Origin of the sequence: Saccharopolyspora hordei, from assembly GCF_013410345.1 — a bacterium.
Lineage (GTDB): Bacteria > Actinomycetota > Actinomycetes > Mycobacteriales > Pseudonocardiaceae > Saccharopolyspora > Saccharopolyspora hordei.
On record NZ_JACCFJ010000001.1, the window covers coordinates 4,969,204 to 4,984,890 of the forward strand.

The following is a 15,687-nucleotide window of genomic DNA, read 5'->3' on the forward strand; positions in this document are numbered from 1 at the left end:
CCGCCTGCCCTCGGCGCGACGCCGCGAGCCCTCACCCCGCGCCCGAACGATCATCCCCTCAGCCATCGGCCACTTCCAGACCTCGCGACGGGCGGTAGATCACGTAGACCGGGCGTCCGGCCACGACCTCCATCTCGGCGCGGCGCGGCCCCGTGGCCTCCGGCGGTCCGGGGACCGGCGAACCGGTGACGCGGGACGGGACCACCACCGGGTCCTCGTCGACGCCGTCCCACTTGGCGTCGGCCACCGGGTTGGTGTCCACGACCCGGCTCGTGCCGCGGGCCTCCGGCAGCGCGGTGATGCCGCCCGGTCGGCGCGGCTGCGTCCCGCCGGGCAGCGCGGCGGCCCCGCCGCCCACCGCGGGCACCTCGCGGTCCAACCGCGTCGCGGTGGCCGAGACCGATTGGTGCTGGGCCTCCGGGCGGCTGCGCCGCCGCTCCTGCGACGACTCGGCGAACTCCGCGTCGGGGTCCATGCCCCGCGCCCGCTCCCAGAAGCTGGTGGTGTCGTCGTCCTCCGGCCGGCCCCGCCGGAACCGGGAGAAGATCCCCTGCGGTGCGCGCGGCACCGCGCGGCCGACGGTGCCCACCGACAGCTCGACCATCTGCGTCATCCGGCGGAACGGCTTGGCCACCAGCAGGAACACCGCCGTGACCAGCGCGGCCAGCAGGATCTGCACCAGCGGGTCGAACCCGCGCGCCGGGTCGAAGATCCAGGTCAGGATCAGGGTGTGCAGCCCGGCCATGGCCGCGATCATCACCACGTTGAGCACCGCCGCGCCGGCGACCCGGCCGATGGTGCGCAGCACCTGGTGGTAGATCAGCGCGACCAGGCCGATCAGCGGCCCGGCCAGGATGAGCACCCGCAGCAGCACCTGCGCGAGCAGGATGGTGGCCTTGGCCAGCAGCTGGAACGTGGTGTAGGCGAGGGCCTGCACGCTGGCCAGCACCCCGGCGCCGACCCGGCTGCCGTCCACGCCCTGGAAGTGCCCGTAGGCGCTGGTGCCGCTGAGCCGAGCGGCGATGTCCTCGAACGCCTGCTTCTTCGGCTCCGCCGACCCGGCGTCGGCGCCGGCGGCCACCTCCTGCCGGGTCCACGCCTGGGCGCGCAGCAGGTCGCGGCCCATCTCCCGCGCCTGCTGCGAGTCGGGGTCACCGAACTCGCCGCGCAGCCAGTTGCGGTAGACGACCTGGTCGTGCAGCAGCGTCGGCAGCGCGTGCCGCTCGTCGACGCCCACCTCCTGCAGGAACCCGGCCTGCACCGCCGAGGTGCCGGTGATCAGCACGTCGTCGAGCGCGTGCGTGTACACCAGCGGGGTCAGGTAGGTCGCGGAGGCGAACCAGAGCCCGGCCAGCGCCCACATGCCGCGCTTGCCGATGGACGCCAGGTCACCGGTCCAGATGTAGCGGAACAGCACGATGGCCAGCACCAGCGCGACCAGCCCGAACCACGGGGTGAACACGCTGTCGTAGAGCGCGACCGTGCCGGTCGCCACCAGCTCGTCCAGCGGTTCGAGCAGGTTGCCGTTGAGCAGCGCGTAGTGCAGGCCGTTGGTGGCGCCGACGAGGTTCTTGGCGACGTTGAACAGCTCGTTGCCCACCCAGGTGTCGACCGTGGCGTTCGGGTTGGTCACGCCCTGCGGGCCGCAGCCCAGGTCGTAGGTGTGCCAGACCAGCCCGGCGTAGCCGACCTCGTGGTAGGCGCTGCCGGGATAGCCCCTGCTCAGCGACCCGGGGTCCAGCGCGCCGACCATGCCGGCGCCGGGCCGCTCCGGGTTCGGGGCCTCCTTGCAGCTGAACGGCTGGCCGAAGGCCGGGGCACCGACCAGCGCCTGGACGGCGAGGATCCCGGCGACCACCGCGAGGGCGCGGCGCTTGGCGCCGTCACGCCCCCGCCGGCGCCGCCGCAGCAGCACCGCACCGATCACCGCGGCCAGCGCGACCGCCAGCAGCGCGCCGGTCACCGGACATCGTCCCCACCCCGCTCGCCCGCACGGGTCGAGCGGTCGTCGTCATCGCCGTAGCCGATGCCGACCGATTCGAGCTCGAACTCGTCGAAGGTCTCGTCGAGGTCGTCGGGGTAGTCGTCCGTCGACCTCAGGGCGGGCACGGCGGAATCGGAGTTGGCCCCGTCGGCCGGTTGCAGCGCGCGCGGTTCCACCTCCTCCTCCCCGGCGGGGGTGGTGTCCAGCGCGTTGCGCAGGTGCTCCAGGTGCGGGCCGGAGAAGTCGATGCGGATCTTCTCCACGCCGCCCGCGCCGTCGCCGAAGATGAACTGGCGCGGCGAGCGGTCCCGCTCGGTGCTGCCGCGCGCCGGACCGGGCCGGCGGCCGAGGGCCGCGATGACCTGCTCGTACCCGGCGCCGACCGGCACCTTGAGCAGGCGCAGGGCGTCGGCCTGGGCCTGCTCGTCGTCGAGCCTGCCGATGAACACCGAGTCCAGCAGCGACACGAAGCCCTGGATGCGCAGGAAGTCGGCCGGGATCTGGCTGGACAGCAGCACCCGGACGTTCCACTTCCGGGAGTCGCGGGCGAACCGGTTCATCAGCACGCGCCCGGTCGGCACCTCGGAGAGGAAGAACGCCTCGTCGATCCACACGCCCTTGCGCTCGTTCTTGGGCCGCTCGTAGATGGACCGCTGGGTCAGCCAGGCGGCCAGGTTGAGCATCTCCACGCCGAGCGCTTCGGCGTCGGTCCAGTGCTCCCGGCCCACGCCGTCCTTGGGCAGCGCCAGGCCCGCCATGGTGAGCACGGTGAGCCGGTCCTCACGGCGCTCGGAGTACGGGTCGGCGTCGGCTTCCGGGATGAGCAGCGACATGCGTTCCCGGATCTCGTCCAGGAAGTCGGCGACCACGACGGCGTGCTCGTGGTGCTCGCTGGCGTCGCGGCGCAGCGCCTCGAAGACCATGCCCGGGTGCGCGTCGGGACGGCCGCCGACCGCGCGGACCGCGCGCAGCAGCACGATCCGGGTCTGCGGCAGGCGGGCCACCTCGTAGGGCAGCAACCCGGTCAGCACGTCCAGCACCAGGCGGCGGCGGGTGGCCGCGGCCAGCGCGCGCTCCCGGCGCCAGCTGCGCTCCGGGTCGTCCTCGTCGACGAAGTGCTCCAGCTCCGGCTCGGCGACCACCCGGTACGGGTTGAGGATGCCGGGCTGGGCGTTGAGCAGGTTGATCGGCCGGGCGTAGGGCTTGAGCTCGGGCAGCTCGCACAGCGCGGCCAGCGGGCCGGACGGGTCCAGCAGCGTCCAGTGCGCCCCCGACCGCAGCGTCTTGTAGACGGTGCCGCCGCCGAGGAACGACTTGCCACCGCCCAGGCCGGCGACGATGGCCGTCAGACCGGAGGCGTCCCGGACCTCCTGCGCCATCCACGGGTCCCAGGCCACCGGCCGCCGGGTGGCGGTGCAGGTCTCGCCGAGCAGGATGCCGCGCCGGTCGCCGACCTCCGCGGTGGCCTGCGGGACCGCCGAGGCTGCCCACACCACCGAACCGCGGCGCAGGTAGGCGCTGTTGGCCAGCGGCTCGCCGGGGATGAACTCGCGGGCCAGCGCGTACTGCGCCTCGGGGTGCTCGATGGCGATCTTGGGCTTGTACAGGTCGAGGATCTGCTGGGCCAGGCGCAGCGCGTCGCGCTCGGTGGGCCCGGAGACCGCCAGCCGCCACCAGGACTTGACCCGGGTGGCCAGCGCGGTGAACCCGGAGGTCATCTCGTCGTCGATCTCCAGCACCCGGGTGGCCTGGCGGGCCAGCGAGGTCGGCGGCTCCAGGCCGTGCTCCTCGGTGTAGTGCCGGACCTGCGAGCGGACCTTGTTCATCTGGCGCTGCAGCTCGCCGCTGACGTCCTCGGGGCGGCGCACGTAGATCCGCGCGGACCACTCCACCGGCGCGGGCATCCGGTCGGAGTGCTGCATCCACGGGTCGTCGATCTCGGGGATCTGCAGCCCGTGGGTCTGCCCGACGGTGAGCACCGCGACGTGCCGGACCACGCCCGCGTTCGACCCGGTGCGGCCGCGGACGGTCACCGTCGGCGCGTACGGGTCCTGGTGCATGTCGGAGGCGTCGGTGAACGACGCGAGGTCCTCGGGTTCCCACGGGGCGCCGGGCACCGCGGGCAGGTTGCGGGGCGCGGGCAGGCCCAGCGAGCACGAGCGGTGCATCAGCCAGGACATCTCCTCGGCCGTCACCGGGCGCCCGTCCAGCCCGGCCGAGCCGATGACCTGGTCCAGGTGCTCGATCTCGCTGTCCAGCGCGATGAGCTCGGCGTCCACCGCCTCCGGGAACACCTTGCGCAGCAGGGGCGCGGCCCGCTCGACGGCGCGGTCCACGACGTTGCGGGTCTGCACCTGGACGCCCAGGTAGACCTCCTTCTCCGCCATCGAGCGGCCCATCAGCTGCTGCTGCTCGCCGACCATGTAGTCGTCGAAGCTCAGCGCGCCGGGGACGTCCGGGAGCGGGTTGCGCGCGTTGTGCACGTGCGCCTCCGCCCACATCCGGATCGGGTAGGGCCGGTTGGTCACGCGCAGGTGCAGCCAGCGGCCCTGCAGCTCGGCGTACTGGCCGGCGATGGCGGCGATCAGGTCCTGGCGCTGCGAGTCCGAGCGGAACGACCAGCGCTGCGGGGACAGCCGGTACCAGGCGAAGACGTCCTGGCCGGTGCGCAGCAGGTGGCCGTCGATGGACCGCGCCGCGATGGACGGCGTGTAGGTCGGGATGGACTGCTCGTCACCCGGGGTCCGGCCTCGCTTGCGGGGCCTGCTCTTGGAACTGCGGACCTTGCCGTGCGAACCGCGGGGGGCCGGAGCCTGGTGCGTGTTGCGCTCACGGCCTCGCCGGCGACCGAACACCGCGAACCTCCTTGCTGCGCGCGCGCCTGCTGGGAACCGTGCTGCGGGCCGCCGGTTGCCTGGACCGGGCGGTCCGCTGCTGCTGCCGCTGTGGGTGGCCGCGGTGGGCCTGCTTCGTGGGGGGTGTGCCGCGCCGGGTGGTCTTCTGCTTCTGCTTCGGGCGCGGGCGTTCCGCGCGGACGCGGATCCGCGCCGCGCTGGCCGCTCCCCCGCGCCCGGAGGTCTTCTCCCGGGGCGCGGTGAGCTCGCGCAGCCACATCGTCATGACTGCGCCGAGCGGCCGCTCGTGCCCGATCTTCGCGCAGATGATGCGGGTGACGATGATCGTGATGACCACGGCCCACGCGGTGGAGAAGAAGCCGAAGCCGATGTTCATCCGGCGCTCGATCGCCAGGACGATCAGGAACACCACGATCCCGACGCCCCAGGCGACGTAGCGGGCTCGCCACGGGAAGGTCGCCTTCGGCGGTCCGAGCCAGACCGCGTCCACCCGGTAGATCTCGTCGTCGGTGCGTATTCGCACTGGATCAGCCCCCAGTGCTGAACAGGCCGGCGATGAACGTGCCGATGTCCACGCCGGCGTTGGTGACCGCCAGTCCGATGATCGCGAGCGCCACGACGACGCCACCGACGCGACGCATGACGCCGGCGTTGTCGCCCTTGCCGCCGCCCAGCCACAGCAGCAGGATCGCGACGGTCAGCAGCAGCAGCGGGAGCAGGTTGTCGAGGATCCAGCCACGAATGCCTTCTGTGCCCAGCTGCGTCTGCTGCGCCAGTACGTCCAGTTGCGCCAGTGTGTCCAGCGACGTGGCGATCATCTCTTTACCCCTGAATGCGCGGAGTGTCGTCGGGCCGGTACCTCAGCGCGCCGGCGGTGATCCGGCGCGCAGGTACGAGTAGAACATGACATGGTCACCAGAAGTAGTGGTTGCGAACTCGGGTGTGGCGGCGCTCGGTGGCGCCGACCGCCTGCCGTCACGCCGCGAATAGGCCGATCGGGTTCGCCACTTCCGGCGCACAGCCGGGGGGAACGCGCCTACCAGGCCGGTTTCCGCGTGGAATCTCGTGGCTGTTCACCCGCTTGCGAACCCCTTCGTGACGCACCGTGCACGACTCGGTCATCCAGTGGATTTCCGCACATCGCGTCATGATGCACCCGACCGGATCACGCGAACGTGGGCTCGCGGGAGCGGATCGGGCTGAGGTGATCTCGACGCGCTGTCTCAGCGTAGCGGCTCGTGCACAGCGACCGACGGGCAGGGCCACCGGCGGGCCGCAACCCGGAGTGCACAGTGGACGATCCACTCGACCGGGCCAGGCCCCGGGCTCCCCGGCCGCCGGGTGCGCGATCCCCGCAGCTCAGAGGCGTTGCGAGCCGCGGGGTTCCGGCGCTCGGCCGACCCGGCGACAGCGAGCCGCTCGCGGCCCCGCCGCGATCGTCGTGCCTGGTCAGCCACGGCGGGAGGCGCCTCGACGCGGCTGGAGGGGCGGTGGTCCGACGCCACCGCGAGGACGGGAGCGGATGAGTCGGCCTGTAAGCCGGATTCTGTTCCTGGGCGCCTTGCGGCGGTCCCATTCGGTGACCATCCATCTAGGCCGACCGTCGCCGGCCGGCTCGTGCAGCCTACCCGCGGACTCGGACGGGCCGCCCTCGAACGTCCGCGCAGACGCCTGGTCGGCGTCCTCTTGGCCTTGCTCCGGGTGGGGTTTACCGAGCCACCCCGGTCACCCGAGGTGCTGGTGGTCTCTTACACCACCCTTTCACCCTTACCCGGCGGGTGTCCGCCGGGCGGTCTGCTCTCTGTGGCACTGTCCCGCGGGTCGCCCCGGGTTGCCGTTAGCAACCACCCTGCCCTGTGGAGTCCGGACTTTCCTCGACGGGAGCAACCCCGCCGCGGTCACCCAGCCGGCTCATCCGCACCCTCGAGTCTAGAACGCCGCCGGGGCGCGACGGGTTCCGGCCCCAGGCTCCGACCGCCCGCAGGCCGGTCCGGCGCAGGCGCTCCCGAGCGGCGCGGTCGGCGCCGGGGCGGTCCAGTCCGAGCAGCCCGGCGCCGAGCGCCGGCGACGGCCGGGCACCAGCAGGTGAGGTGCTGGAGGCGTCGCCGAAGTGATGCGGGACGATCAGCGGCCACAGCGGTGCCGGTCCGCTCGGAGCGCGCGGGGCACGCCGCGCCGGGCGACCAGGTGCGGCTACTGCCAGTGGGAGATGTCGTTGACCAGGCGGACCGAGGAGTGGCCGTCCGGGTAGAACTCCACGATGGACAGCGAGGCCAGGTCCAGGTGGAGGCTGTAGAACATCTCCGGCCCCACGCCCAGGGCCAGCCGGAGCAGCGACTTGATCGGCGTCACGTGGCTGACCACGACGATCGTCCGGCCCGCGTAGCGCTCGAGGAGGTCGTCGCGGGCGACGGCGACCCGTCGGTAGACCTCGTCGAGGCTCTCCCCGCCCGGCGGCACGACGGTCGGGTCGCCGAGCCACCGGCGGTGCAGCTGCGGGTACCCCTCGGCCGCCTCCTGGAAGGTCAAGCCCTCCCACTCACCGAAGTCGGTCTCCAGCAACCCGTCGTGGAAGTGCAGCTCGCCGCCGGTCGCGTCGACGACCGCCTGCGCGGTCTGCCGGGTGCGCTGGAGCGGCGAGGCGATCACCGGGGCCGCGCCGGACGGCGTGACCACCCCGTCCATCGCCGCCAGCCGCTCGCCCGCCGCGCGGACCTGCCGCTCGCCCAGCTCGGTCAGCGCGACGTCGCCGCGCCCGGAGTAGCGCCGCTCGACCGACAGCGGGGTCTGGCCGTGCCGGAGCAGCAGCATCCGCGTGGGCGTGCCGACCGCGCCGCGCCACGCGCCCGCCCGGGTGCGCGCACCCGACTCGCGGTCGGCGGGCTCGGCCGGTGCGGGTTCAGCGAGCGTGCCGGGTCCGGCGGACTCGGCGGCCCCGCCCCCACTCGCCTGCCGGTCCATCGCCTCGTTGGCCAGCCGGTCGGCGTGCGCGTTCTCCGCGCGCGGCACCCAGCTGAAGCGCACCCGCTCGAACCCGGCCACCAGCTCGCGCGCCTCGGCGGCCAGCGGCTGCAGGTTCGCGTGCTTGACCTTCCAGCGGCCCGCCATCTGCTCGATGACCAGCTTGGAGTCCATCCGCACGTCGACCTCGACGGCGCCCAGCTCGGCGGCCGCCCGCAGCCCGGCGATCAACCCCTGGTACTCGGCGACGTTGTTGGTGGTCTCGCCCAGCCCGATCGAGCGCTCCGCCAGCACCGCACCGGAGGCGGCGTCGCGCACCACCGCGCCGCAGCCCGCGGGACCGGGGTTGCCGCGCGCCCCGCCGTCCGCCTCGACCAGGACGGCCGAGCTCACCGGTTCTCCCCGGTGCGCACCAGGATGGCGCCGCACTCCTCGCAGCGGACCACGTCGTCGGCGGCCGCGTCACGGACCTCGATCAGCGCGGTGCGGTCCAGCTCGATCCGGCACGCGCCGCACCGCGAGCCCTGCAGCAGCCCGGCGGCGATGCCGCCCTTGGCGCGGATGCGCTCGTACAGCGCGACGAGACCCTCCGGCAGCTCCGCGACGATCCGGTCCCGCTCGCCCTGGGTCCGGGTGTGCGCCACCTCCAGGTCGGCCAGGGCCTGGTCACGGCGCTCCTGCACCTCGGCCAGCCGCCGCTCGGCCTCGCTCAGCGCCTCGCGGGACTTGGTCACGTTCATCTCGAGCGCTTCGCGCTGCTCCATGACCTCGAGCTGCTCGTCCTCGAGGATGCCCTGGCGCCGCGCCAGCGTCTCCAGCTCGTGCTCCAGGTCCTCCAGCTGCTTGGCCGAGGCGCCCGAGGCCATCAGGTCGCGGTCCCGCTGCTCGCGCTTGCGCACCTGCTCGACCTCGTTCTCCAGGCGCTTGATCTCGCGCTCGATGTCGTTGAACGCGGTCTCGGCCACCACGAGCTCGTCGCGCTTGGCCCGCACCTCCCGCTCGGCCTCGCCGATCTGTTCCAGCTCGGGCAGCGACCGCCGCCGGTGCTGGACGCGGTTGAGCTCCGCGTCCGCCTCCGCGAGGTCGAGCAGCCGTCGTTGCACAGCGGGGTCGGCTTTCACGCCAGCGCCCTCCCAGGGTCGGATGCCGCACCGGCGTGGAGCGTCCACGGGTCGGTCCGGCGGGTGGAAACGAGGACTTCGACTGTATCCGGCAGCGCGGCGGCGACGATGTCCGCGGCCTGCTGGCACCACGGCCACTCGCTGGCCCAGTGGGCCACGTCCACCAGCGCGGGCACCTCGGTGCCCGGCACGTCGGCCCGCGCGACGTGCTCGCCGGCCGGGTGGTGCCGCAGGTCAGCGGTGACGTAGGCGTCGACGCCGGCCGCCGCGGCGGTGGCCAGGAACGAGTCGCCGGCGCCGCCGCACACCGCCACGGTGCGGATCGGGCGCTCCGGCTCGCCCGCGCCGCGCACGCCCCACGCCGTGGTGGGCAGGCTCTGCGCCACGCGCGCGACGAAGTCGCGGAACGGTTCGGCCTCGGGCAGCTCGCCGATGCGCCCCAACCCGGTGCTGGCGCCCTCGGCGTGCGGGGCCAGCGGGCGGTCCACGGTCAGGCCGAGCGCCCCGGCCAGTGCGTCCGACACTCCCGGCACGGCGCTGTCGGCGTTGGTGTGCGCGCAGTACAGGCCGATGCCGGAGCGGATCAACCGGTGCACGACACGGCCCTTGGGGTCGTCGGCGGGCACGCCGTGCACGCCGCGCAGCAGCAGCGGGTGGTGCGAGACCAGCAGCTGCGCCCCGAAGTCGACCGCTTCGTCCACTGTGGCCTCGACCGGGTCCACGCAGAACAGCACCCGCTGCACCAGCGCCTCCGGGTCGCCGCACACCAGGCCGACCGCGTCCCAGCTCTCCGCCAGGTCGGTCGGGTAGGCCGCCTCCAAGGCCTCGACCACATCCCGAATCCGAACCGCCACCGGTTCACCCCCGTCCCAGAACGTCACGAAAGGCCTTGACCAGCAAGGCGTTGTGCTCCGGGTCGCGCACCGCGACCCGGAGGTGGTCGGCGCCGAGGCCGGGGAAGGTGTCGCCGCGCCGCACGGCCACCCCCCGCTCCCGCAGCTCCGCCCGCACCCGCTCGCCCCCGTCGACCCGCAGCAGCAGGAACGGCGCCCGCGCGGGCAGCACGACCTCCACGCCCGGGAGCGCGGTCAGCTCGGCCACCAGCCCGTCCCGGTGCGCGGTGAACTCGGCCGCAGCCCGCTCCGACTCGGCCAGCGCGCCCGGCTCGCAGCAGGCGCGCACCGCCTCCAGCACCAGCGAGCCGATCGGCCAGTGCGGGCGGGTGCGGGCGAGCCGGGCCAGCAGCTCCGGCGTGCCCAGGGCGTACCCGGCGCGCAGTCCCGGCAGGCCCCACATCTTGGTGAGGCTGCGCAGCACCAGCAGCCCCGGGTCGCGGCGACCGGCCAGCGACTCCGGCTCGCCCGGCACGGTGTCGGCGAAGGCCTCGTCGACGACCACGACCCGGCCCGGCCGCAGCAGCCGCTCGACCTCCGCGGCCGGGTGCAGGACCGACGTGGGGTTGGTCGGGTTGCCCAGCACCACCAGGTCCGCCTGCTCCGGCACGGCCTCGGCGTCGAGCCGGTAGCCGTCGGCGGGGTCCAGCTGCACCCGGGTCACCGCCACCCCGGCGGTGCGCAGCGCCACCTCCGGTTCGGTGAACGACGGGTGCACCAGCGCGGCCAGCCGGGGACGCAGCGACGGCAGCAGCGAGAAGCCCTCGGCAGCGCCCGCGAGCAGCAGCACCTCGTCGGCGTCCCGGCCGTGGCGGGCGGCGGCGGCCGCGCGGGCGGCCGCGTCGTCGGCGGCCGACGGGTAGCGGCCGAGGTCGTCCAGCGCCGCGGCGAGGCGCTGGCGCAGCCAGGCCGGCGGGCGGTCCAGCCGGACGTTCACCGCGAAGTCGAGCAGCCCGCTCTCGGCATCCACGTCGCCGTGGTGGCGCAACGGGTCCTGGTCGTGCTCGCTGCTCATCGACGGGAAGTCTAACCAGGACAGGATCTGCGCCGTCGGGGCGAGCGCCCCCGGCGAGCACAGTGGTCACACCGCGGTGCCGCGCTCGGCGGCGCGCCGCCGAGCGGCACGTATCCTCGGCAGACGTGCACATCTCCTTCATCTGCTCCGGCAACATCTGCCGGTCCCCGATGGCCGCCCTGGTGTTCCGCGAACGGCTGCGGCGGGAGGGCCTCGACGGGCAGGTCGAGGTCTCCAGCGCGGGGACCGGACCGTGGCACGTCGGCGAACCGGCCGACCCGCGGACCGCGAAGGTGCTGGCCGACAACGGCTACCCCACCGAGCACGTCGCCGCGCAGATCGACGACCACCACCTGGGCGCGGACCTGCTGCTGGCGATGGACGCCGGGCACCTGCGCGCGGTCCGCCGCCTCGTCGACGACCCGTCGAAGGTGCGGTTGATGCGCTCCTTCGACCCCGGGGCCGAGGAGGGGGCCGAGGTGCCGGACCCGTACTACGGCGGTCCGCGCGGCTTCGACGACGTGCTGGCGATGGTCGAGGCCGCGATGCCCGGCCTGGTCGACTGGGTCCGCGAGCGGGTGTGACCGCGGTGCGCGAGGAAGCCCGCTCGGCAGTGGCGTCCCTCACCTCCCGCGAACCGGTGGAGGTGCGGCAGCTCGGCGGTGGCGACACCGCGGCGGCGTTCGCGGTCCGCCTCGACGACGGTGCCGTGGTGTTCGCCAAGACGGCGCCGCCGTCGATGCCCGGCGCGATCGAGGCCGAAGCCGCCTCCCTGGCCTGGCTGGCCGAGCCCGGCACCGTCGCCGTGCCCGCGGTGCTCGGGCACTCCGACCGCTGGCTGGTCACCGAGCACGTCGAGGCCGCCGTGCCCACGGCGGCCGCCGCCGAGGAGCTCGGCCGGGGCCTCGCGCGGCTGCACGCGGCCGGGGCTCCCGCCTTCGGCGCCGCACCGCCGGGCGGCCCGGCGGACGCCTGGATCGGCCTGGCCCCGATGCGCAACGAGACGGCGGCGGACTGGCCGACGTTCTACGCCGAGCACCGCGTCGAGCCCTACCTGCGGCGGGCGGTGGACTCCGGGGCGCTCAGCGCGGCGGACGGCGCCGTGGTCTCGCAGGTCTGCGCCGACCTCGACCGGCTCGCCGGGCCCGTCGAACCGCCCGCCCGCCTGCACGGTGACCTGTGGAGCGGCAACGTGCACTGGGGCGCGGACCGGGCCTGGCTCATCGACCCGGCGGCGCACGGCGGCCACCGCGAGACCGACCTGGCGATGCTCCACCTGTTCGGGTGCCCGCACCTGGACCGCATCGTGGCCGCCTACCAGGAGGTCCACCCGCTGGCGGACGGCTGGCGCGACCGCATCGCCCTCCACCAGCTGTTCCCGCTGCTGGTGCACGCGGTGCTCTTCGGCGGCGGCTACGGCGCCCAGGCCGCCCGCGCGGCCCGCGCCGCCCTGCGCGCGGGCTGAGAGCCGGGTCACTCGCGTGGTGCGCTGCGCGCTGTGCGCAGCGGGTTCCGGACGCCTGCGGGGCACGGGGAGATCGACCCGACCGTGCACCGACGGTCACCGGGTGGTCACGCTCGACGGCGACGTGTAGTGTCCCTGGTGGTCGTTGTTTCTGGGTTCGTGCCCATCGCACTCTCGCAGATCGTGAAGCGGGCGAGCTGCTGCCCGGCGTAGCTGGAGCAGGCCGTCGTCGTGAATTCCCGCGGCCCGGGACCACCGCGCAGTGCGGTCGTCCCGCACCATCCTCAGCTACCGAAATGGAGATCACATGACCCAGGGAACCGTGAAGTGGTTCAACTCCGAGAAGGGCTTCGGCTTCATCGCGCCTGACGGCGGTGGTCCGGACGTGTTCGTGCACTACTCGGCCATCGACAGCGGCGGGTTCCGCACCCTCGAGGAGAACCAGCAGGTGACCTACGACGTCACCCAGGGCCCGAAGGGCCTGCAGGCCGCTTCCGTCCGCACGGTCTGACCCCACAGCGCTGGGTGTCCCGGTCCCACCGGGGCACCCGCGTCCCCCTCTCGAGAACTCCCCAGGCAGCGAGACGTCCATCCCTCGCGCCAGCCTGGTCTCCGCGGTCGAGCCGGACACCGGTTCCCGCACTTGCGGTCCGCAGCGCGACGCTCCGCACCCGAACCCCGTCACACACACCGGAGGCCCATGCGCGTCATCGTCCACAGTGGATCAACGAGCTCGGTCGCTCGACCCCTCGAGGCGGTGACCGCGTGAACCAGCACTCCCGGCACATCGCGCGGACGTTGTCCGAAGACGCCTGGCAGATCACCGACGCGCAGGGCCAGCACACCGCCCGCGTCACCGGCACCGAAGAGGACGCCGTGGCGCACGCGCACGACCAGCTCGCCCACTACGGCGGGGGTGACGTGCACGTCAGCGACGACTAGTCCCCGTGCGACAGCACGACCACGTCCGGAAAGGACTCCCATGAACCACAAGCACAACCGCCCCAGCACCCACCGGCAGCGTCCCGCGCAGGGCCAGCCGCGTCCCGCGGTGACCAGCCAGCACGCCGGCCACTGGGCTGCCCACGCCGCGACGTCACCGGTGACGCCGGTCGCGTTCCAAGAACCCGCCCGCCGCAGGGCCGCCGAGCCGCAGCGGCCCCGGGCGGACCGCAGCGACGAGACCATGCACCGGCTGCGGACCCCGTTCACCCCGGAACCGCACCGGTCGTGACCCCCGCCCCGGCAGGCTTCCCGGGCGGACGGCCTGACCTGGCCTGACGCCCGCGCGCGGGCGCGGCCGGAGCCGAAAACCGCAGGTCAGCGTCGCTCGGTTACGGTAGGGGTGTGCGTCTGAAGTTCTTGCTGCGACCCGGTTGGCTCGGCTTGATCGCGCTGGTCGCGGTCTTCACCACGCTGTGCTTCACCCTGCTCGCGCCCTGGCAGTTCAGCCGCAACGACGAGACGCAGGCGCGCAACGACGCCATCGCCGCGTCCCTCAACGCCCCGCCGCGCCCGCTGGCCGAGGTGCTGCCCGCCGGGCGAGCACCGGACCAGCGCACCGAGTGGTCGAAGGTGCTGCTGCACGGCCGGTACCTGCCCGAGGGCGAGACGCTCGGCTGGCAGCGCACCGTGCTCGGCGAACCCGCGTTCGAGGTGCTCACCCCGTTCCGGCTGGACGACGGCTCGACAGTGCTGGTGAACCGCGGGTACGTCCGGCCCGTGGAGGGCGTCCGCGCGCCGGCCTACGACGCGCCCCCGGCCGGTGAGGTGACGGTCACCGCCCGGGTCCGCGCCGACGAGACCGACAGCAAGCACCGTCCGCTGTTCGAGCACGACGGGCACCGCTGGGCGTACGCGATCAACTCCGAGACCATCTCCCAGGGCACCGGCCTCGACCTGCGGCCCGGCTACTTCGCGCTCGTCGAGGGCCAGCCCGGCGAGCTCGGCGCGCTGCCGCTGCCCCGCCTGGAGTCCGGACCGTACTTCTCCTACGCGCTGCAGTGGATCGCCTTCGGCATCATGGCGATCATCGCGGTCGCGTACCTGATCTACACGGAACTGCGCCCCGGCGCCCGCCCGGCCTGGCGCCAAGGCGAGGCAGGGACCGCAGGCGGCACGGACGAGCCGGTCCGCCGCAAGAAGAAGATGTCGGTGGCCGAAGCCATCGCCGAAGAAGAGCGCCGCGAACGCGAGGAAGCCGAGCGCCGCGAGCGCGAAGAGGCAGAGCGTCGCGAGCGCGAAGAGGCAGAGCGTCGCGAGCGCGAAGCCGCGGGCACCTCGGACGCGGACTCCTCCCGCGGGGCCTGACCACGACGTCACCTCGACCCCGGACGGCAGGCCGCCCGCCGCGGGGTGTCAGCGAGGTCGGGACGATCTTCGTGTCAGCGGCGGCGGCCCCGGGTGAGGGCGAAGCCCGCGGCGAGCAGGCCGGTGATCGTGCCGATGACGCGGGAAAGCTCGACGCTGCGGGTCACGTCGCCCGCGTCCGCCGTGCGGCCCTCCCCGAGCACCGGACGCTGCTCCACGACGTGCCCGTACACCGTCCGGCCGCCCAGCCGGACCTGGAGCGCCCCGGCGAACGCCGACTCGATCTGCCCCGCGTTCGGGCTCGGGTGCGCCGAGGCGTCCCGCCGCCAGGTGCGCCACGCCCCCGTGGCGGAGCCGCCGACCACCGGGGCGCACGCCGAGGTCAGCACCGCCGCCAGCCGCGAGGGAAGCAGGTTGAGCAGGTCGTCCAGCCGCGCCGAGGCCCAGCCGAAGTTGCGGTAGCGGGGCGAGCGGTGCCCCACCATGGCGTCCAGCGTGTTCGCCGCGCGGTACGCGACCAGCCCCGGGATGCCGGCCACCGCGCCCCACACCAGCGGGGCGACGACGGCGTCGGAGGTGTTCTCCGCCACCGACTCGACCGTGGCGCGCGCCAATCCCTGGCCGTCGAGCACGGCGGAGTCGCGGCCGCACAGGTTGCGCAGGCGCTCGCGGGCCGCGTCGATCTCCCCCGCGTCGAGCAGGCGGGCCATCGCGGTGCCCTCGTCGGCCAGCGACGAACCGCCGAGCACGACCCAGGTCACCAGCCCGGTCGCGGCGGCCTCCAGCACCGGGCTGCGGCGCGACGCCCGCTGCGCGAGCACCCCGAGCCCGGCCGTGCCGCCGACCAGCACGCCGGTGTAGACCACCCCGGCCCACCGCCGGTCCCGGTGCAGCAGCCGCTCGGCGGCCTGCGCCACCCGACCGAACGCCGCGACGGGATGTCCGCGCTGCGGGTCCCCGAGGGCCGCGTCCGCGGCCACGCCGAGCAAGAGTCCGACCGCCCGTCCCGCGCTCACCGGTGCCGTTCCTCCCGATCGATCAGCCGGGGCCTCCCCCGCACGCGAACACGACCCCGAAACGCTA

15 protein-coding genes and 1 other RNA gene are annotated in these 15,687 nt (G+C 74.1%); 6 read left to right on the forward strand and 10 right to left on the reverse strand.

Features of this window, described 5'->3' with window-relative positions:
- Window positions 1-58: 58 nt before the first annotated feature.
- From HNR68_RS22750 to cobC, 9 genes are all read right to left on the reverse strand, one after another.
- Window positions 59-1,963, reverse strand: a complete 1,905-nt coding sequence (locus HNR68_RS22750; RefSeq protein WP_343050337.1) for a hypothetical protein — start codon at window positions 1,961-1,963, stop codon at window positions 59-61.
- Window positions 1,960-4,839: an ATP-binding protein gene (locus HNR68_RS22755; RefSeq protein WP_179723781.1), complete on the reverse strand. Its 2,880-nt coding sequence runs from the start codon at window positions 4,837-4,839 to the stop codon at window positions 1,960-1,962. Before HNR68_RS22755 ends, HNR68_RS22750 begins: the two co-directional genes overlap by 4 nt.
- Window positions 4,814-5,362 (reverse strand): hypothetical protein, encoded by a 549-nt coding sequence (locus HNR68_RS22760; RefSeq protein WP_179723782.1) that lies wholly within the window; start codon window positions 5,360-5,362, stop codon window positions 4,814-4,816. The genes HNR68_RS22755 and HNR68_RS22760 overlap by 26 nt, the downstream gene beginning before the upstream one ends.
- Before the next feature lie 4 nt (window positions 5,363-5,366).
- A complete protein-coding gene (locus HNR68_RS22765; RefSeq protein ID WP_179723783.1) occupies window positions 5,367-5,657 on the reverse strand; it encodes a hypothetical protein in 291 nt (96 codons plus the stop codon).
- A 701-nt stretch (window positions 5,658-6,358) separates the two neighbouring features.
- Window positions 6,359-6,753, reverse strand: an RNA gene (gene rnpB / locus HNR68_RS22770) — RNase P RNA component class A.
- 279 nt (window positions 6,754-7,032) lie between these two features.
- Window positions 7,033-8,193 (reverse strand): bifunctional RNase H/acid phosphatase, encoded by a 1,161-nt coding sequence (locus HNR68_RS22775; protein WP_179723784.1) that lies wholly within the window; start codon window positions 8,191-8,193, stop codon window positions 7,033-7,035.
- Complete coding sequence (locus HNR68_RS22780) at window positions 8,190-8,921, reverse strand: CT398-like coiled coil hairpin domain-containing protein (protein ID WP_179723785.1); 732 nt, start codon at window positions 8,919-8,921, stop codon at window positions 8,190-8,192. The genes HNR68_RS22775 and HNR68_RS22780 overlap by 4 nt, the downstream gene beginning before the upstream one ends.
- The gene (locus tag HNR68_RS22785) at window positions 8,918-9,775 is read right to left on the reverse strand and encodes a Nif3-like dinuclear metal center hexameric protein (RefSeq protein WP_179723786.1); all 858 of its coding nucleotides are present in this window, start codon (window positions 9,773-9,775) and stop codon (window positions 8,918-8,920) included. Before HNR68_RS22785 ends, HNR68_RS22780 begins: the two co-directional genes overlap by 4 nt.
- A 4-nt stretch (window positions 9,776-9,779) precedes the next feature.
- Window positions 9,780-10,829, reverse strand: a complete 1,050-nt coding sequence (gene cobC, locus HNR68_RS22790; RefSeq protein WP_179723787.1) for an Rv2231c family histidinol phosphate aminotransferase CobC — start codon at window positions 10,827-10,829, stop codon at window positions 9,780-9,782.
- Between the two features lie 125 nt (window positions 10,830-10,954).
- Between cobC and HNR68_RS22795 the strand changes: the two genes are divergently transcribed.
- The 6 genes from HNR68_RS22795 to HNR68_RS22820 all read left to right on the forward strand — a co-directional run bounded on the left by HNR68_RS22795 (window position 10,955) and on the right by HNR68_RS22820 (window position 14,604).
- Window positions 10,955-11,413, forward strand: coding sequence for an arsenate reductase/protein-tyrosine-phosphatase family protein (locus HNR68_RS22795; RefSeq protein WP_179723788.1), 459 nt, complete (start codon window positions 10,955-10,957; stop codon window positions 11,411-11,413).
- A complete protein-coding gene (locus HNR68_RS22800; RefSeq protein WP_179723789.1) occupies window positions 11,410-12,294 on the forward strand; it encodes a fructosamine kinase family protein in 885 nt (294 codons plus the stop codon). Before HNR68_RS22795 ends, HNR68_RS22800 begins: the two co-directional genes overlap by 4 nt.
- Before the next feature lie 307 nt (window positions 12,295-12,601).
- Window positions 12,602-12,805: a cold-shock protein gene (locus HNR68_RS22805; RefSeq protein ID WP_179723790.1), complete on the forward strand. Its 204-nt coding sequence runs from the start codon at window positions 12,602-12,604 to the stop codon at window positions 12,803-12,805.
- Window positions 12,806-13,059: 254 nt separating this feature from the next.
- Window positions 13,060-13,236, forward strand: a complete 177-nt coding sequence (locus HNR68_RS22810) for a hypothetical protein (protein ID WP_179723791.1) — start codon at window positions 13,060-13,062, stop codon at window positions 13,234-13,236.
- Between the two features lie 40 nt (window positions 13,237-13,276).
- The gene (locus tag HNR68_RS22815) at window positions 13,277-13,528 is read left to right on the forward strand and encodes a hypothetical protein (protein ID WP_179723792.1); all 252 of its coding nucleotides are present in this window, start codon (window positions 13,277-13,279) and stop codon (window positions 13,526-13,528) included.
- A 113-nt stretch (window positions 13,529-13,641) separates the two neighbouring features.
- Window positions 13,642-14,604: an SURF1 family cytochrome oxidase biogenesis protein gene (locus HNR68_RS22820; protein ID WP_179723793.1), complete on the forward strand. Its 963-nt coding sequence runs from the start codon at window positions 13,642-13,644 to the stop codon at window positions 14,602-14,604.
- Between the two features lie 74 nt (window positions 14,605-14,678).
- On the opposite strand, the gene HNR68_RS22825 is transcribed toward HNR68_RS22820, so the two are convergent.
- Window positions 14,679-15,620, reverse strand: a complete 942-nt coding sequence (locus tag HNR68_RS22825; RefSeq protein WP_179723794.1) for a cobalamin biosynthesis protein — start codon at window positions 15,618-15,620, stop codon at window positions 14,679-14,681.
- Window positions 15,621-15,687 lie beyond the last annotated feature (67 nt).